Source organism: Pseudomonas sp. SORGH_AS_0211, assembly GCF_031453455.1.
Taxonomy (GTDB): domain Bacteria; phylum Pseudomonadota; class Gammaproteobacteria; order Pseudomonadales; family Pseudomonadaceae; genus Chryseomonas; species Chryseomonas aestiva.
On sequence record NZ_JAVIZV010000001.1, the window covers coordinates 2392768 to 2409368 of the forward strand.

Genomic DNA, 16601 nt, shown 5'->3' on the forward strand with positions numbered 1-16601 from the left:
CGCCAAGCAACGCCGAGGCGTATAACCTCGGCGGCCTTACAGAGCCTGGGGTATGAGCATGCAGTTGCCCGAGCACGACCGTTTCGATCCGCCACCGGTGCGCCTGCGGCGGCCCTTTCTGACCTCCCTCGCCGCCGGCCTCGGCACCTTCTCGGTGCTGACCGGCCTGGCGGCGCTGCTGGCAGGCGGTGCCGCCCTGCTACAGCTGCCGCAGCTGGCCCCCTATCTGACCCTGACCCGCGAGGCCGCCCAGGGCTTCCTGAGCGGCGGTGCGCTGCTCCTGCTCATGGGGCTCTGGTTGCGCCGCCGCAGCCAGCGGCGCTGGCGCTATCGCAATGCCTTGAGCCTCGCTCCCGAGCTCAAGCGGCGGCGCTAGCTAGCGTTGCCGCAAGCGTGCCAGACCACCGCCCAGCAGCCCGGTGAGGCAACCCAGCACCAGGCCGCCGACATGGGCGCCATTGGCGATGGAGCCGAAGCCGAGCAGGTCGAAGACGCCGGTCAGGCAGATCACCAGCCAGATCAGCATCATGGCCACCACGCCGCGTGGCATGCGATAGGCCGGGCTGGGCGCCAGCCACTGGAACAGCCAGCAGTGGCCGAGCAGGCCATAGAGCACCCCGGACAGGCCGCCGAACAGGGCGGGGCCGGTCCAGGCGTACTGCACCAGGTTGGAGCCGGCGGCGAACACCAGGGTCAGGAGCAGCAGCATCAGGCCGCCCTGGCGGAATTCGACGCGCCGACCCAGCTCCCAGTACCAGAGGGCGTTCATCGCCAGGTGCAGCAGACCGAAGTGCAGGAAGATCGGGGTGACCAGTCGCCACCATTCGCCGCGAGCCAGGCTGGCGTCGAGATCGAGAAAGGCGATGTGCTCGGCGTCGATCAGGCGGAATTCCTGCAGCGTCAGGTAGTGGATCAACGCCAGGTTGTCGCCCAGTTCGGTGGCCAGACCCAGCAGCAGCGTGATGGCGAGAAAGACGGCGCTGACCGGACTGGCCTTGAGTTGCGCCAGCAGCCCGAAGCCCCGCGGTCCGCGGCTGGCCTGGACCTCGCCGCGCGGATCGCCGTCGGGATAGCGCTCATAGAGCGCGCGGGTCTCCTCGACCCGCGCCGGGTCCAGCACCCAGAGCACCTGGCTGTCGCCCTCTTCCACTACCCGGTGGCGGATCTGCAGGCGCCGCAGCAGGCGGGTGAAGCCCAGCAGATCGCGGCCCAGGGGCACCCGCAGCACGGGTTGCGGCTGGTTCATCGCCCCTCCTCGCGCTGCACGTCGATCCAGACGAACTTGGCCGGGTCGATCTGACGTTCGTCGTCGAGGCGGTAGGCCACCAGCTTGCCGTACTTGACCGCGCTGTAGTCCAGGCAGGCGAGGTTCGGCCGCAAGGGTTCGGGATGGCCATCGCGCCAGTAGTGACCGACGAACAGCATCGGCTCATCGGCGCCGTAGCAAAGCAGCCCGGCCTTTTCCTCGTCGCTCAAGGGTTCGCAGGCGATTTCCGCCGGCAAGGCATCGGGCTGGAAGACCACGTCGCCATAGGTCTGGGGATCGCTCTCCCAGAACTTGGTGCGAAAGCGCGCCCGCACATAGCCATCGCTGCCGGTGAGGCGCAGGCCATGGGGCAAGGGCAGCGACACGCCATTGAGCAGGCGCGAGGCGACCCGACTGGCCAGGCTGCCGCCGACGATGGACTGGCGCACGAAGTCCTCGTCGATGCAGGCATCCGGATAGTGGTGGAGGAATTCGTCGATCAGCCGCTGATCCCAGCAAGCGTGGACGATGCGGAAGTGCCCGAAGTCCTTGCACAGCGGCAGCCGGTAGAGCCAGCGCAGGTGGTCCTGCCACTCGCCGGGGTGGTCGGCGAAGGCCGCCAGGGTCTCCTGGATCAGTTGGCGATGGCGCGGCGTGTGCTCGCGCACCCAGGTCTGGCCGGTGCCGGGCAGCGCCGGGGTGTGCCAGGCCAGGGCATTGAGTTCGTGATTGCCGAGGATGCAGTGGGCATGGCCGCCTTCGACCATGGCCCGCACCCGGCGCAGGGAGCCGCGGATGCGCGGTCCGCGATCGACCAGGTCACCGAGAAAGATCGCCTGGCGCTCGGGGTGCTGCCAGACGCCGTCCAGCTGACGGTAGTCGAGCCGTTCCAGCAGCAGGTCCAGGGTATGGGCGCAGCCGTGGAGGTCGCCAATCAGATCGTAGCCCTGGGGCATCAGTCGTCTCCCAGGCGACTGCCCCAGCCGAGCTTGGTCCGGCAGATCTCGTAGTAGTTGTGATCCAGCGGGTGGATCAGCCTGAGCTTGTGGGGCTTCTTCTGAATGGTCACGGTATCGCCGGGTGCGCAGGTGAAATGATTCTGGCCATCACATGAGACCTGCGGATAGATCGTCATGTTCGGCGACACCAAGATCGACAGGGTGCTGTCGCCGGAGACGACGATGGGTCGGCTGGACAGGGTGTGGGGATACATGGGCACCACCACGATGGCATCCAGCTTGGGATGCATGATGGGACCGCCCGCCGACAGCGAGTAGGCGGTGGAGCCGGTGGGGGTGGCGACGATCAGGCCGTCGGCGCGCTGGCTGCAGACGAACTGGCCGTCGATGTACAGCTCGAACTCGATCATCCGGGTGGACTTGCCCGGGTGCAGCACCACGTCGTTGAGGGCGTCGCCCTGGCCGATCATCTCGCCCCCGCGCTCGACGAAGGCGTCCAGCAGGAAGCGCGTCTCCATCAGGTACTGACCGTCGAGCACCTCGGCGACCTTGGTCTCCAGCTCGTCGGGGCGGATGTCGGTGAGAAAGCCTAGCTTGCCGCGGTTGATGCCCAGCACCGGCACCCGTGGGCGTACCAGGGCGCGAGCGGCGCCCAGCAGGCTGCCGTCGCCGCCGACCACGATCACCAGGTCGCAGATCTCGCCCATGAGCTTGCGCGACACCGTCTGCAGGCCGTGCCCGGGCAGGACCTCGGCGATGGTGTTTTCCAGGATGACGTTGCGCCCGCGTTGCAGCAGAAAGGTCTTGAGCCGGCGGATGGTATCCAGCACCTGGGTGCTGCCGAGTCGACCGATGATGCCGATGTTACGAAAGGAGTCCATGACGCGTCGGCGGCCCCGTTGGCTGGAAAGTGCGGAAAGTATGGGCGAAAGGCCGTGGCAGCGGCAAACCGCCCTCATCCGACCGCGGGTCGCCGGCGGTGATCCGCAGCGACCTGGCTTGGCCTATGCTGGCACCATGACGCGCCCTTCGCCGAGCTGCACGCCCTGCCCCGCCGCCTGAGCCAGCCCCAGGTGCGCGACCTCGCCTGGACGCTGGTCGCCTCGCCCTTGCTGGAAGCCGCCGATACCCGTCATCCACTGGCCACCAGCGACTGGGCGCGCCATCCCGAACGACTGGCCGACTGGCTGCGGCAACAGGACGCGGCGCCCGCAGCCCTGGCGGCCTGGCTGGCCCAGGGCAGCGATCGCCGGCTAGGGCGCCAGTACGAAAGACTCTGGCAATTCGCCCTGGCGCGCGCCCCGGGGTTGAGGTTGCGCGCGGCCAACCTGCCTCTGCGTGACGGTGACCGTACCCTGGGCGAACTGGACCTGCTGGTGGAAGACGCCGAGGGCGTCCATCACCTGGAACTGGCGGTGAAGTTCTACCTGGGCGAAGGCCCAGCGGACGCGCCGCGCTGGCTGGGTCCCGGCGGCGAAGACCAGCTGACGCGCAAGCTCGCCCATCTGCGCCAGCGCCAGCTGCCGCTGTCGGCCACGCCCCTGGCCCAGGCCAGCCTGGCGGCGCTGGACATCGCCGCCCCGCAGGCGGCGCTGTGGCTGGGCGGCTATCTGTTCCAGCCGCTCGACCGCCCCCTGCCCTGGCCGGCTGGCGCGCTGCCGCCCCGACAACCCCAGCTGTGGTGCGCCCGCGGGCAACTGCCGGACGGTCCCTGGGAGGTGCTGCCCAAGGGCCACTGGCTGGCACCCGCGGTCGCCGACACGCCCTGCCTGCCGCTGCCGGACGGCGAGCCGATCTGGCCGCAACTGCTGGTGCGGCGCGATGCACGCGGTGACGAAGAGGCGCGGCTGTTCCTGGTGCCTGCGGGCTGGCCGGTTCAGCCAGTGGCCAATGCCGCCAGCTGAGTCTCCAGCGCACGGCGGCCCTGCAGGCCACCACTGTGGACCAGCACCAGGCGACTGCCCGGCGCCAGCGCCCCGCCCTCGATTTCCTGGCGCAACGCCAGCCAGAGCTTGCCGGTATAGAGCGGATCAAGGGTGATCCCGGTCTGCGCCGCGAAGTCCGCCATGGCCCGCGCCAGCTCGGCATCAATGCGGCCGAAGCCGCCGCGACTGGCGTCCAGCAGGCGCCAGTTCGAGCGGGTGCGCTGCGCGAGCAACCGGTCGAGCGTGCCTTCGACGCCATGCCCGGGTGGCACTGCCAGGCCGCCCACCACCTGCCAGGCGGGATCGGCGGCGCGGATCACCCCAGCCAGGGTGGTACCGGTGCCGGCGGCCAGCCAGAATTGCTGACAATCGGGCCAGCCCAGGGCGGCGAGTCCCTGCCGCACCTCCGTGACGATGGCCGCGCAGGCCGCGGCGACCTGCTCGTCGCAGCCACCTTCGGGAATGGGCAGCAACCCGGGATAGCGCGCCTGCCAGGGTTGCCAGAAGTCGGCGTCATGGCGGCGGCGATAGCCGCCATAGCCCAGCCAGTGCAGGGTCATGCCATTGGCCTGTAGATCCTGAACCGTGGGCGTCAGGCAGGGCTCGCCACGCAAGAGGCCGACGGTGGCGAAGCCTTCCTCGCGACCCAGGGCGGCCAGCGCGTGCAGATGATTGGAGTGCGCACCGCCGAGGCTGATGAGCCCGCGGCCCTCGCCCCGGGCCAGGCGTTCGCGCCAGGGCTGCAGCTTGTAACCCTTGTTACCGTTATGCCCGGCCGGACGCTGATCCAGGCGCAGCACCGCCAGGCGTAGGTCCCGCGCCGCCAGGGCGGCGAGCTGCACCTCTTGGAGCGCGGCGGGCCGGAGAAAGGTCATCAGCCAGTCGCTCAGAGATTGGCGACGTCACCATCGCTGTCATCGCCGCGGTGCTCGGCGCACAGGGTCGAGCGCAGCGGATCGAACTGGGCGGGATGTTCCACCCGTACCACCGGCCGGCCGCAGCGCTCGCCCTCGACCTCGGCCTGGCAGACCGGCTGCTGGTGATGTTCCAGCCAGCGCTGGTACTGCTCACGACTGACCTTGCAATGCTCGGCGACATAACCCAGGGGATCGGTGCTGAAACGCGGAACGTCCTGGCGACTGAGGATCAGATGACCGGCGCCGGGCTGGAAGGTGACGAACAGGATGCCCTGGCGCGCCAGGCGCTCCAGCTGGCCTTCGTTGCTGTCGCCGATCAGCTGGGTGCAGCGTTCGCGCAGCTGGCGGATGTCTTCCTGCAACTGGCCGTCCAGCTCGTCGCGGTACTTGAGTTCCACCTCGCGGATGGTCAGCTGGTTCTTCAGCTCGCCCACGGCGGCGGCCACCCGGGCCTCGCTCTCGGCTTCGGACTGGATGCGCAGCGCCTCGATCTTGTAGAGGGCGTTGCGCTCCAGGGTGCGCATCTGCTCGTTGAGTTCTTCGCGCTGCTGGCGAGCCTGCTCGTGCTGCTGCTCCAGGTGCTGGGCCAGGGCGGCGTAACGCACCTCCAGCTCGGCCTTGGCCGCGCGCACGTCGTCGGCGTCGCGTTGCAGACGCGCCAGGTCTTCCTGGTGCTGGCGGGTCAGGGTCAGCAGCCGGGTGCGCTGACCGGCGATCAGCTTGTCCAGCGCCTCCTGGTGTTCCTGGGCGAGGATGCGGCGGACCCGTTCGAGACGGGCCTCGACATCGATGCCGTCGGCGGCACTGGGGTGGTATTCCCCGGCCAGCTCCACCTCGCCATCGCGCGGCGCGACCAGACCCAGGCAATCGCGGATCGCCTGCCAGTCGTCGTGCTCGGCCTCGCTGCGCGGATCCCAGAGATCACCCTGGTGCCAGGAAATCGGACAATGACTGCGACTGGCCAGGCGGATCGGTCCGGCGCCCAGGTCGAGGCCGGCATCGCCGCGCTCGGCCAGCTCGCCCAGCGGCAGGTCCCATTCCGGCAGCGGTTTGCCCTGGGCATCGAAGGCCAACAGGAAAAACACTGCGGCCTTGACCCGGCGGTGATCGTCCAGCAACAGATAGACGAAGCGATGGCGCCGTCCGGCGCAGTCGAGCAGCGTCTGGTCGCCCTGCCAGAGCGCCTGAAAATCGGGAAACAGCAAGGCGCGATTCACACCCTGGTCGCCGAACCCCAGCACCACCGGGGTCAGTACCGCCTCTTCGTTCAACGTCTCTGCCATCTCTCGCCGCGTGCTCTGTCGATCCCACATGAATACCGAGGCCGGTGTCTCGCCAGCTGGCGACCGGACCTGCGTCCGCCCGCCGACCTCTGGCGGCGACGCGGTTGATCCGCGTCTCCGCCCGACTTCTCCGACGCGCCGGGCCCCCACCCGACGCATCAGGACGGCAGCTTAGCCAATCCTGGTCGGCGGGATGGAAGAGAGGCCAGACATTGGGACGAGGGTCGGTCCGGAACCGATGTTATGCGGAGTGGATCACAGAAATCATCCCTGATTGCAACGAAGAGTTACAGCTGGGCAGCCAGGCGAGTGGCCTGATCGATGGCGCGCTTGGCATCGAGTTCAGCGGCGACATCCGCGCCACCGACCCGATGCACCGTCACGCCCGCGCCGAGCAACTCGTCTTCCAGCTCGCGCAGGGACTCCTGGCCCGCGCAGAGCACGACGTTGTCGACGTCCAGCACCTGCTCGCTGCCATCGGGCAGCCGCAGGCGCAGGCCGGCGTCGTCGATACCCAGGTATTCCACCCCGCCCCACGCCTGGACGCCACGCTGCTGCAGGCGCGCGCGGTGGATCCAGCCAGTGGTCTTGCCCAGCCCCTTGCCGGGTTTGCCCGGCTTGCGCTGCAGCAGCCAGACCTCGCGCGGCACCGCCGGCGGCGTGGCCGGGGCCAGCCCGCCGCGGGTGCTGAAACTGGGGTCTATGCCCCACTCGCGGTAGAAGGCGGTGATGGGCTCCGCCTGCTGATGGCCATGGGTGAGGAAATCCGCCACGTCGAAGCCGATGCCGCCGGCGCCGATCAGCGCCACCCGCCGCCCTACCGGCTTGCGCTCCAGCAGGACGTCCAGGTAGCCCAGCACCTTGGGATGGTCGACCCCCGGAATGGGCGGCACCCGCGGCGTCACCCCGGTGGCCAGGATCACCCCGGCGAAGCCCTCGGCCTGCAATTCGGCGGCGCTGACGCGATGGTTGAGACGGACATCCACCGCCAGTCGCTCCAGGCGACGCTGGAAATACCTCAGGGTCTCGCCGAATTCTTCCTTGCCGGGAATGCGCCGGGCGACATTGAACTGGCCACCGATACGCTCGCTGGCCTCGAACAGCACCACCTGGTGGCCGCGCTCGGCCAGGGTGCAGGCGGCCGCCAGGCCGGCTGGCCCGGCGCCGACCACGGCGAAGGTGCGGACCTCGACGGCGGGCAGGATCTGCAACTCGGTCTCGTGGCAGGCGCGCGGGTTGACCAGGCAGCTGGTCAGCTTGCCGGCGAAGGTGTGGTCCAGGCAGGCCTGGTTGCAGGCGATGCAGGTATTGATCTCGTCGGCGCGGCCGGCGGCGGCCTTGGCGACGAAATCCGGATCGGCCAGCAGCGGGCGGGCCATGGATACCAGGTCGGCCTGGCCGGCGGCGAGGATGGCCTCGGCCACCTCGGGGGTGTTGATGCGGTTGGTGGCGATCAGCGGCACCCGCACCCGGCCCTTGAGCTGGGCGGTGACGGCGGCAAAGGCGCCGCGTGGCACCAGGGTGGCGATGGTGGGGATGCGCGCCTCGTGCCAGCCGATGCCGGTGTTGATCAGGCTGACCCCGGCGGCTTCCAGCCAGAGCGCCAGCTGCAGGCATTCCTCGGGGGTGCTGCCCTGCTCCACCAGGTCCAGCAGCGAGAGACGGAAGATGATCAGGAAATCCGGACCGGTCGCGTCGCGGATGCCCTCGACGATGGCCAGCGGCAAGCGGCAGCGCTGGGCGAAGTCGCCGCCCCAGCGATCCGTGCGGTGATTGGTCCGCGCGGCGATGAACTGGTTGATGAAGTAGCCTTCGGAACCCATCACCTCGACGCCGTCGTAACCGGCCTGTTGCGCCAGGGTGGCGCAGCGGATGAAGGCGGCGATCTGCCCCTCCACCTCGGCCTCGTCCAGTTCGCGCGGGGTGAAGGGATTGATCGGTGCCTGCAGCGCCGAGGGCGCCACCAGCTGGGGGTTATAGGCATAGCGACCGGCGTGCAGGATCTGCAGGCAGATACGCCCGCCGGCGGCGTGGACCGCGTCCGTTACCGGCCGATGGTGCTCGGCCTCCTCGGCCGTGGTCAGCTTGGCCGCGCCCTTGGCCACCGCCCCCTCTTCGTTCGGCGCTATGCCGCCGGTGACGATCAGCCCCACCCCGCCCCGCGCTCGCTCGGCGAAGAAGGCGGCCATCCGCGCGAAGCCGCCGGGTCGCTCTTCCAGCCCCGTGTGCATGGACCCCATCACCACGCGATTGCGCAGGGTGATCGACCCCACGGGCAGGGGTTCGAGCAGATGCGGATAGCTATCAATAGGGGTGGTATTACGGGGGGCAAGCTCGATCATGGCGGTCTCCGGTGGTTGGCCTTTCTGGGAAAGCCTGGCGCCACGATAGGAGCAGCGTGGTCTGGCCTCAATCACCGGAAATGACAACCTCTTTACCCAAATGTACAGCCACCCCTTGGCAGTGGCGGTCTGGTCTCCTACCCTGAGCACCTTTATCTCGCCCGGCCCGGGAGGCCGGGACCGCTCTGGAGTGCCGATGCGCAAGCTCGTATTCCTGGTGCTGATCGCCCTGTTCGCCGTGCTGGCGGGCTGGGTGGCCCAGCGGCCAGCCTTCCATTACCTGTCGGATCTGCGCAGCAGCCTGGAGGTGGACCTGACCACCACGCCAGCGGCGGCCACCACCGGCAACCTGCTGGGGATCGAGCCCGAACTGGTCGCCCTGGACTATGGCAATCCCGCGCGATTGCGCCTCAAGCTCGATGCCTATCTGGCCAATGCACGGCGCCTGGGCCTGATCGGCGCCCAGACCATCGTGGTGCTGCCCGAGCATCTGGGCACGCCCCTGGCGCTGATGGGCGAGAAGCCCGAGGTCTATGCCGCGGCGCGCAGCGAAGAAGCCATCCAGTGGCTGCTGCTGGGCAACCCATTGCGGGTGGCTCGCGCCTGGTTCCAGGCCGAAGGCGACCGGCGCCTGGCCGACAGCCTGTTGCGTATGAAGGCCTGGGACATGGCCAGCGCCTACCAGCAGCTCTTCGGCGGCCTCGCCCGCCAGTACGGCGTCACCCTGGTGGCCGGCTCCATCGTCCTGCCCGGTCCAACCCTGGTCGACGGCGAATTGCAGGTGGGTACGGGACCTTTGCGCAATGTCACCCTGGTCTTCGGACCCGACGGCAAGGTGCTCGGCCAACCGCTGGTGCGACCGCTGACGGCCAGGGACAGCGGTGACGATCTCAGCCCGCCCCTGCTGCGACTGGAGACGCCGCTGGGCCGTCTCGGCGTCATCCAGGGTAGCGACACCGGTCGCGCCAGGGTGCTCGACGATCCCCAGGTGGAGCTGCTGGCGATCCCCGCCCTCGCCTCGGGCGCCACCCCGGCACCGACACCCTTCGACATCCAGCGCCTGCGCGCCGCCGGCATCCGCGCCGCCCTGGAAGTGCAGCTGCGCGGCCGCCTCTGGGAATGGCAGGCCGGCGGCGGTAGCCAGGCCTTCACCCCGGATGCGACCGCGGCCACCGACTCCACCCAGGCCGGAAGCAAGCTGATCAATCTGCGGCTATGAGCGCGCCGGCGCTGCGCCTGGGCGACCTTTCCACCGGCTTCGTGCTGGCGCTGGCGGCCGCCGTCGTCCAGCGGGACGCCGATGCCGCCGGCCTGCTGGCACGCTTCGGCCTGACCGCGGCGCGGCTGGCCGAGCCTGGCGGACGGCTGTCGATCCCCCACTACATGCGCCTGGGCCATGCCGCCCTGGAACTGACTGGCGATTCGGCGCTGGGGCTGGCCATGGGCCAGGCGATGCGACCGGCCTTTCTCGGTCTCGCCGGCATCACCGTGGGCCAGGCACCGGACGTGCGCCATGCCGCCGAAACGCTGCTCGGGCTGGAACCGCTCTATGGCCGCAACTACCGGGGCCAGTCGCGCTATGCGGCCCAGGGCCGCGACGCCTGGCTGCATTTCTATAGCATTAGCCCCTACAACGGCTACAACCGCTTCGTGGTGGACGTGGTGCTCAGCGCCTGGCTGGCGCTGCTGAGCGCGGTCGCGAAACGCTCGCTGCAACCGCGCCGCGTCCTCATCGAATACCCCGCACCGGCGGACGTGGCACCCTACGAGGCCGCCTTCGGCTGCCCGGTGGAATTCGGCGCCGCCGAGAATGCGCTCCTGCTCGATGCCGCGACCCTGGCCCTGCCCGGGCCCGAGCATTGCCCGGCCACCTGGCGCCAGCTGCTGGCGCTGAGCGAAGCCGAACACGGCCGCCTGACCCGCACCCGGGGTCTCACCGAGCGGGTGGTCGAAGTCATGGGGCCGCTGTTGCGGCACGGCGAGCCGACCCTGGAGCAGATCGCCAGCCGGCTGCGTCTGCCCTCCTGGACGCTGAGGCGCAAGCTGGCCGAAGAAGGCACCCAGTACCGCACCCTGCTCAACCTGACCCGCCGCGACCTGGCGCTGGCCTATATCCGCGATACCGAGGCCAGTTTCGGCGAGATCGCCTATCTGCTCGGCTTCGCCTCCCCCGCCGCCTTTCAGCGCGCCTTCAAGCGCTGGACCGAGCAGACGCCCGGCGACTGGCGGCGTCTCCAGCGGCAGGGAATGGCCAACTGAAGGGAGCATAGGCAAGGATCAAGGGTCGTAACTTGCTGATCCTTCATCAGGACCATTGTCGCCCCATGCCGAACTTCCTGCTCGCCCTGTTGCTGCTGTGCCTGGCGTTGCCCCTGCGCGCCGCCGAAACCCCTGCCCCGGCCCCGGCCCCGGCCGGCCTCGATCCCCAGCAGGCGCGCCAGGTCGCGGCCCTGCTGCAGGATCCGCAGCGCCGCCAGGAGCTGATCCTGACCTTGCAGGCCATCGCCAGCCAGCCGGCGAGCGCGACCGGGACGAAGGCGGCGCCGGCGGCTACGACAACCGCCGCCACTGCGCCAGCGGCAGCCGCCCCGGCGGCAGGCGAGGAAAAGGCGCTGGTACCGCTGGAAGCCAATGGCCTGATCGCCCAGACCCTCAGTCGCGTCGGTCGCTGGGCCGACAACCTGGGCAGCGAGCTGAACCAGGTGCAGCGGGCCGTGCGTACCCTGCCCGACTGGTCGCGCGCCAGCTTCACCTCCGAAGCGGGTCGCCGCGCCCTGCTGCAGGCCCTGCTGACCCTGGCCACCCTCTTTGCCGCCGGCCTGGTGGGCGAGTGGCTGATCCATCGGGCGCTCCAGCGCCCGCGGCAACGGCTGCAGCGCCATGCCGATCTTGCCGACACCCGCGCCCGGCGCCAGGCCCAGCAGCAGGCGGCCCAGCAGCCCCCGCCCGCGGCCTCGGTACCGGCGGCCGAGGAGGCCGCCACCCGCCCGGCCGAAGCCGCGGTGGCCCTGGTCAAGACGCAGCGTGATGGCGTGGATCAACTCGAAGAAGTGCCCATCGCCCCATCCGACAGCGCCGCACCTGCGCCAGCCGCACCGGCGACCGAGTCCACCGCCACTGCCACTGCCACCGATCCCGCACCCGCCAACCGCGCCCGACCCAGCGCCGAGGAGCACTGGACCACCCTGCGGCACCTGCCCTTCGCCCTGGGACTGCTATTGCTGGAACTGCTGCCGCTATTGGCCTTCTGGGCCACGGCGGCGCTGCTGATCCACTATCTGGTGGGTTCGGATGCCAATCAGCGCGAGCTGGTTGGTGGCTTCCTCGGTGCCTATCTCACCACCCGCCTGGTGCTGATCGTCATCCGCCTGCTGATCGATCCCGCCGCCCACGGCATCCGCCTGCTCAAGGTCAGGACGGCCCTTGCCTGTACCCTGCTGCGCTGGCTGCACGCCTTCGTCGCCCTGATCACCTTCGGCCTGGCGCTGGCCCAGGCCGCGGACATCCTGGGTGCCAACGAAGAGGGCCGCGAAGCCATCGTCAAGCTGGTCTCGCTGCTGGCCCACCTGTTGGTGGTGGGGCTGATCTTCCATGTCCGCCGTCCGGTGGCCACCCGTATCGCCGGGCGCCAGGATGGCAGTGGCGCCCTGACCGTGCTGCGCGCCTGGCTGGGTCAGGTCTGGGCCGTATTCGCTGCCGTGTTCGTCATGGGTGGCTGGACCATGTGGGCACTGGACATCGAGAACGGGCTGCCGCGGCTGATGAATTTCGTCGCGCTTTCCGCCGGCATCGTGATCCTCGGGCGCCTGGCGGCGGTGTTCCTGCTCGGCCTGCTGGGTCGGCTGTTCCAGCCCGCCACCCCCGAAGGCGGCAGCGCTAGCGACGTACACCTGCAGCGCTACTATCCGCTGGCGCGCTGGCTGGTGGGAGTAATCGTCACCCTGATCACCGCCCTGGCCCTGTTCCAGTCCTGGGGCTGGGGCGTGCTGGACTGGTTCGGTGACGGCAGCATCGGGCGCAGTCTGCTGTCCGCCTTTCTCACCATCCTCATCGCCGCCGTCATCGCCGTGGTGGTCTGGGAAGGCGCCAACGCCACGGTGAATCGTCGGCTGAGCAGCTGGAACGAACGCGGCGACACGGTGCGGGCGGCCCGCCTGCGTACCCTGCTGCCCATGCTGCGCACCGGCCTGTTCATCCTGGTCGCACTGATCGTCGGCCTGACCGCCCTGAGCGAGCTGGGCATCAACACCACGCCACTGCTGGCCAGTGCCAGCATCATCGGCGTGGCCCTGGGCTTCGGCTCGCAGAAGCTGGTGCAGGACTTCATCACCGGTATCTTCCTGCTGCTGGAAAACGCCATGCAGGTGGGCGACTGGGTCACCGTGGCCGGGGTCTCGGGCACCGTGGAGTACCTGTCGATCCGCACCGTGCGCCTGCGCGCCGGTGACGGCTCCCTGCACATCGTGCCCTTCAGCTCGGTGTCGGCGGTCAACAACATCAACCGTGGGTTGGGCAACGCCGCCCTGCGCATCAGCGTGGGCTACGCAGAAGACATCGAACGCGTCATCGCCGAACTCAAGGACATCGGCGCCGGCATGCGCGCCGACGAGGCCTTCAAGAACCTCATCCTCGCCGATCTGGAGATCTGGGGCGTGGACGCCGTCGACGGCTCCATGGTGACCATCGCCGGGCAGATGAGATGCCTCGACAAGGGCCGCTGGGGCGTGCAGCGCGAACTCAACCGCCGCATCCTCGAACGCTTCCGCGAACGCGGCATCGAGATCGCCAATCCGCGCGCCAGTCTGCTGCTGCCCAGCGAAGCCGGTATCGTGCCCTCCTCGCCCATCCAGCCACGGCCTGCGGAGTAACAGCTGTGCAATACCGTCAAGACGCCTTCAACGGCCTGATCATCGACGCCGCCTCGCTGCCCACTACCCGCGAGGCCTTCGCCCCGGCGCTGGCCGAGTTGCTCGACAACGCCCGCCGCGACGGACGCAATCTGATCTGGCTGACCCTGCCGCTGGCCCTCGGCGAGCTGGTCGGCGTGGCCACCAGCGCCGGTTTCGTCTTTCACAACTGCCTGGAGCAGGAACTGACCCTGGTCTGGCGCGGCACGCCCACCGCCTTCGCGCCCTTCGTGCCGACCCACAGCCTGGGCGTTGGCGGCCTGGTGCTCAATGCCCGTGGTGAACTGCTGGCGATCCGCGAACGCGGCAGCCAGGGCTACAAGCTGCCGGGGGGCCATGTCGAGCTGGGTGAAGACCTGGCGACTGCGGTGATCCGCGAGGTCTGGGAGGAAACCGGCATCCACAGCGCCTTTCGCAGCGTGGTCGGCCTGGTGACCACCCACCCCTACCGCTTCGGCAAGTCCAATCTCTATGTGGTCTGCCGCCTCGACCCCCTGAGTGCCGACATCGCCATCCAGGATCCGGACGAGATCGCGGACGCCCGCTGGCTGGCGTTGCCCGACTACCTGGCCGATCCGGGCAACAGCGCCTTCAATCGCGAACTGGTGCGCAGCCTGGCGCGGGCGGAGGGCCTGCAGTCGAGCGCGTTGAACAGCGAGCGCTATCCCAAGGCCGAGGTCTTTCTGGCTCAGCCGTCGAAGGACTGATCCATGCTTTCGGCCGGATGGGCGTCGCGTGGACGACCCACCGGGCGGGCGGGAATGCCCACCACCGTGGTGTGGGGCGCCACCGGATGCAGGACCACGCTGTTGGCGCCGATCTTGGCGCCTTCGCCGATCTCCAGATTGCCGAGGATCTTGACCCCGGCGCCGATCATCACCCCGCGACGCACCTTGGGATGGCGATCGCCCTGCTCCTTGCCCGTACCGCCCAGGGTCACCTGTTGCAGAATGGAGACGTCGTCCTCCACCACCGCGGTTTCGCCGATGACGATGCCGGTACCGTGGTCGAGCATGAGGCCGTGCCCCAGCCGCGCCGCCGGATGGATGTCGATGGCCAGCAGTCGATTGCAGCGCGCCTGCAGGTGCAGGGCCAGCAGCCGCTCGTCGTTGTGCCAGAGGGCATGGCTCAGGCGCTGGGTCTGCAGTGCCAGGAAGCCCTTGGAGAACAGAAAGATCTCCAGCAGGCTGGCATAGGCCGGATCCCGTGCCAGCACCGCTTCCAGGTCCGCGCAGGCCGCCAGGGTCAAGGCCGGCCACTCGGCGTGCAGGGCAGCGAAGCGTTCGGCGAGGGCCTCGGCCTGCCGTGGATCCTCCGCCAGGGCCTCGGCGCAGCGCCGGACCAGGGCGGCGGCCAGATCGACCGGCTGCAGCAGCGCTCGCGTCAGACCCTCGGCCAGGGCCGGGGCGTCGCGGCGCCCGGCCTCGGCCTGGGCGCGCAGGAGTTGCCAGAGTTCGGGAGCGGAGCGAGGCGGCATGGCGGGACAGGGTCCTTAACGAGGGGCGCCAAGCTTAGCGGGCGCGGCTGGTAACGTCTTGTACATCAGGGTGGTGCTGTCACGGCGTTCGGGTTGGCGGGCATCCAGGGCATAGCCGGGAATCCTGCCGACCACCTGATAGCCCAGCGACAGATAGAGCGGCTCGGCATGGTCGTCGCTGCGGGTGTCCAGGGTCAGCAGTTCTCGCCCCTGGGCCTGGGCGGCCGCCTCCACCGCCTGCATCAGCCGGCGTGCCAGTCCCTGGCGACGGCAGTCCGGATGCACCAGCAGCTTGACCACGTCTGCGCGGTGCGGCTGATTGGCCGGGGTATCCAGGACCAGTTGCACGCTGCCGACCACGCGGCCGTCCTGCAACGCGGCGAACAACAGCCGGGTGCCCCGGGCCAGGCCCGGGGCCACGGCTTCGGTCCAGAAGCGCCGGTTTACAGCCTCGGCCAGCGGCAGGATGAAGCCGATGCTGGCGCCCTGCCCGACACAGGCGGCCAGCAGTTGCTGGAATTCATTCAGATGACTCGTGAAAGCGGCGGCGTCGAGCTGTTCGATACGCAGGGAAGCACTCATGGACACACCTCAGATCATGAACAGGAGATAACGGGCGCCCGCCGGGCCGCTGAGGAAGCGACTGCCACCCCAGAGGCGATAGCGCAGGCAGTCGCCGACGCCCAGCCGATAGGGCTGCTCTTCGATCCACAGCTGCAACTCGCCTTCGAGCAGGAGCAGATGGTGTTCGAGGCCTGGCCGGGGTGATGCCTGATAGCGGATATCCACTCCCGGCCCCAGCTGGCTCTCGATGACTTCACCCGCCAGGGCCTGGGCCGGCGGCGAGACCGAACGACGGGTGAAGGCCTGCTCGGGATCGGCCCAGATCTGCTGCGCCTGGCGCTCGACCTGGGCCGGATAAGCGCTTTCCACGCTATGCAGCAGGCGCGTCAGGGTCAGGCCGTAGGCCGAACAGAGCTGCCCGAGAACCGCCGTGGTCGGGCTGACCTCGGCGTTTTCCAGCCGAGACAGTGTCGCGCGACTGACCCCGCTCAGGGTTGCCAACTGCTCCAGTGACAGATCGTGCTCCAGGCGCAGGGCCTTCAGCCGGACGGCAAGACGTTGATCAAGCATGATCACCTCCCAATTTAGGGATTTTTTCTCACATTCGGGAAAATTTGGAAAGTTTTTTTGCAAGATTCGCCTCATTGGACTTGTTGACCAACTTCCTATCGCATTAAACTTTATCGGAAGAATTATATCGCCGATTGTCCAGCACCCTGATCGATCGACTCAATTTCCTGGTGAAGCGCTCTGGCTTGGCTGTCGCCCCATTATATCGTCAGGCGAACAGCGTTATCCTGTAACGGCAATGAGAAACGGCGCTATTGAATCGGCGATAAATTTACGCGTGAAAAAAGAACAAGCTCCTGGCGAAGACGTCTGAATCAAGACTGCGGCGAAGCCCAGCCCGGATAAGCCCTGCAGCCAGATGCAACAAGACATTTCAGCCTATGACAGACAGCCTGCTGGAATACTGTCGCT

16 protein-coding genes are annotated in these 16601 nt (G+C 68.7%); 7 read left to right on the plus strand and 9 right to left on the minus strand.

Going from position 1 to position 16601, the window contains the following annotated elements; all coding sequences use genetic code 11:
• Positions 1-52 precede the first annotated feature (52 nt).
• On the plus strand, positions 53-376 hold the full coding sequence (locus QE393_RS11100; protein ID WP_310043477.1) for a hypothetical protein: 324 nt from the start codon (positions 53-55) through the stop codon (positions 374-376).
• Here QE393_RS11100 and QE393_RS11105 read toward each other — a convergent pair whose 3' ends face one another.
• From QE393_RS11105 to QE393_RS11115, 3 genes are read right to left on the minus strand one after another with little or no spacing between them, the layout of a single operon-like run.
• Positions 377-1246 (minus strand): rhomboid family intramembrane serine protease, encoded by an 870-nt coding sequence (locus QE393_RS11105; protein ID WP_310043479.1) that lies wholly within the window; start codon positions 1244-1246, stop codon positions 377-379.
• Entirely contained in the window at positions 1243-2202 is a 960-nt protein-coding gene (locus QE393_RS11110; RefSeq protein WP_310043481.1) for a metallophosphoesterase, read from the minus strand. Before QE393_RS11110 ends, QE393_RS11105 begins: the two co-directional genes overlap by 4 nt.
• Complete coding sequence (locus QE393_RS11115) at positions 2202-3086, minus strand: NAD(+) kinase (RefSeq protein ID WP_007158929.1); 885 nt, start codon at positions 3084-3086, stop codon at positions 2202-2204. The genes QE393_RS11110 and QE393_RS11115 overlap by 1 nt, the downstream gene beginning before the upstream one ends.
• A gap of 192 nt (positions 3087-3278) precedes the next feature.
• Between QE393_RS11115 and QE393_RS11120 the strand changes: the two genes are divergently transcribed.
• A complete protein-coding gene (locus tag QE393_RS11120; protein ID WP_310043483.1) occupies positions 3279-4109 on the plus strand; it encodes a DUF1853 family protein in 831 nt (276 codons plus the stop codon).
• On the opposite strand, the gene QE393_RS11125 is transcribed toward QE393_RS11120, so the two are convergent.
• The 3 genes from QE393_RS11125 to QE393_RS11135 form a co-directional block, all read right to left on the minus strand.
• Positions 4082-5005: a pyridoxal-phosphate dependent enzyme gene (locus QE393_RS11125; RefSeq protein ID WP_310043485.1), complete on the minus strand. Its 924-nt coding sequence runs from the start codon at positions 5003-5005 to the stop codon at positions 4082-4084. The genes QE393_RS11120 and QE393_RS11125 overlap by 28 nt on opposite strands.
• Positions 5006-5016: 11 nt before the next feature.
• A complete protein-coding gene (locus QE393_RS11130) occupies positions 5017-6330 on the minus strand; it encodes a chromosome partitioning protein ParA (RefSeq protein WP_310043487.1) in 1314 nt (437 codons plus the stop codon).
• A gap of 287 nt (positions 6331-6617) precedes the next feature.
• Positions 6618-8672, minus strand: coding sequence for an NADPH-dependent 2,4-dienoyl-CoA reductase (locus QE393_RS11135; RefSeq protein ID WP_310043488.1), 2055 nt, complete (start codon positions 8670-8672; stop codon positions 6618-6620).
• A gap of 196 nt (positions 8673-8868) precedes the next feature.
• Between QE393_RS11135 and QE393_RS11140 the strand changes: the two genes are divergently transcribed.
• From QE393_RS11140 to QE393_RS11155, 4 genes are all read left to right on the plus strand, one after another.
• Positions 8869-9891 carry a carbon-nitrogen hydrolase family protein gene (locus QE393_RS11140; RefSeq protein ID WP_310043490.1) on the plus strand — a complete coding sequence of 341 codons (1023 nt, stop codon included), beginning with the start codon at positions 8869-8871 and terminating at the stop codon, positions 9889-9891.
• A complete protein-coding gene (locus QE393_RS11145) occupies positions 9888-10931 on the plus strand; it encodes an AraC family transcriptional regulator (protein WP_310043491.1) in 1044 nt (347 codons plus the stop codon). The genes QE393_RS11140 and QE393_RS11145 overlap by 4 nt, the downstream gene beginning before the upstream one ends.
• Before the next feature lie 65 nt (positions 10932-10996).
• Entirely contained in the window at positions 10997-13540 is a 2544-nt protein-coding gene (locus QE393_RS11150; RefSeq protein WP_310043493.1) for a mechanosensitive ion channel domain-containing protein, read from the plus strand.
• A 5-nt stretch (positions 13541-13545) separates the two neighbouring features.
• Positions 13546-14286, plus strand: coding sequence for an NUDIX domain-containing protein (locus tag QE393_RS11155; protein ID WP_310043494.1), 741 nt, complete (start codon positions 13546-13548; stop codon positions 14284-14286).
• On the opposite strand, the gene cysE is transcribed toward QE393_RS11155, so the two are convergent.
• From cysE to QE393_RS11170, 3 genes are read right to left on the minus strand one after another with little or no spacing between them, the layout of a single operon-like run.
• Entirely contained in the window at positions 14268-15056 is a 789-nt protein-coding gene (cysE, locus tag QE393_RS11160; RefSeq protein ID WP_273806001.1) for a serine O-acetyltransferase, read from the minus strand. The genes QE393_RS11155 and cysE overlap by 19 nt on opposite strands.
• Before the next feature lie 15 nt (positions 15057-15071).
• Positions 15072-15638, minus strand: coding sequence for a GNAT family N-acetyltransferase (locus tag QE393_RS11165; protein WP_273806000.1), 567 nt, complete (start codon positions 15636-15638; stop codon positions 15072-15074).
• 9 nt (positions 15639-15647) lie between these two features.
• Positions 15648-16190, minus strand: coding sequence for a helix-turn-helix transcriptional regulator (locus QE393_RS11170; RefSeq protein WP_310043498.1), 543 nt, complete (start codon positions 16188-16190; stop codon positions 15648-15650).
• On the opposite strand from QE393_RS11170, the gene QE393_RS11175 reads away from it, so the two are divergent.
• Positions 16189-16503 carry a hypothetical protein gene (locus QE393_RS11175; RefSeq protein ID WP_310043500.1) on the plus strand — a complete coding sequence of 105 codons (315 nt, stop codon included), beginning with the start codon at positions 16189-16191 and terminating at the stop codon, positions 16501-16503. The genes QE393_RS11170 and QE393_RS11175 overlap by 2 nt on opposite strands.
• Positions 16504-16601 lie beyond the last annotated feature (98 nt).

Coding starts and splice junctions, on each gene's coding strand:
- QE393_RS11125 (WP_310043485.1), bottom strand. CDS start 5,005: ATGACCTTTCTCCGGCCCGCCGCGCTCCAAGAGGTGCAGCTCGCCGCC.
- QE393_RS11115 (WP_007158929.1), bottom strand. CDS start 3,086: ATGGACTCCTTTCGTAACATCGGCATCATCGGTCGACTCGGCAGCACC.
- QE393_RS11110 (WP_310043481.1), bottom strand. CDS start 2,202: ATGCCCCAGGGCTACGATCTGATTGGCGACCTCCACGGCTGCGCCCAT.
- QE393_RS11100 (WP_310043477.1), top strand. CDS start 53: ATGAGCATGCAGTTGCCCGAGCACGACCGTTTCGATCCGCCACCGGTG.
- QE393_RS11135 (WP_310043488.1), bottom strand. CDS start 8,672: ATGATCGAGCTTGCCCCCCGTAATACCACCCCTATTGATAGCTATCCG.
- QE393_RS11175 (WP_310043500.1), top strand. CDS start 16,189: ATGATCACCTCCCAATTTAGGGATTTTTTCTCACATTCGGGAAAATTT.
- QE393_RS11165 (WP_273806000.1), bottom strand. CDS start 15,638: ATGAGTGCTTCCCTGCGTATCGAACAGCTCGACGCCGCCGCTTTCACG.
- QE393_RS11145 (WP_310043491.1), top strand. CDS start 9,888: ATGAGCGCGCCGGCGCTGCGCCTGGGCGACCTTTCCACCGGCTTCGTG.
- QE393_RS11150 (WP_310043493.1), top strand. CDS start 10,997: ATGCCGAACTTCCTGCTCGCCCTGTTGCTGCTGTGCCTGGCGTTGCCC.
- QE393_RS11140 (WP_310043490.1), top strand. CDS start 8,869: ATGCGCAAGCTCGTATTCCTGGTGCTGATCGCCCTGTTCGCCGTGCTG.
- QE393_RS11170 (WP_310043498.1), bottom strand. CDS start 16,190: ATGCTTGATCAACGTCTTGCCGTCCGGCTGAAGGCCCTGCGCCTGGAG.
- QE393_RS11130 (WP_310043487.1), bottom strand. CDS start 6,330: ATGGCAGAGACGTTGAACGAAGAGGCGGTACTGACCCCGGTGGTGCTG.
- cysE (WP_273806001.1), bottom strand. CDS start 15,056: ATGCCGCCTCGCTCCGCTCCCGAACTCTGGCAACTCCTGCGCGCCCAG.
- QE393_RS11105 (WP_310043479.1), bottom strand. CDS start 1,246: ATGAACCAGCCGCAACCCGTGCTGCGGGTGCCCCTGGGCCGCGATCTG.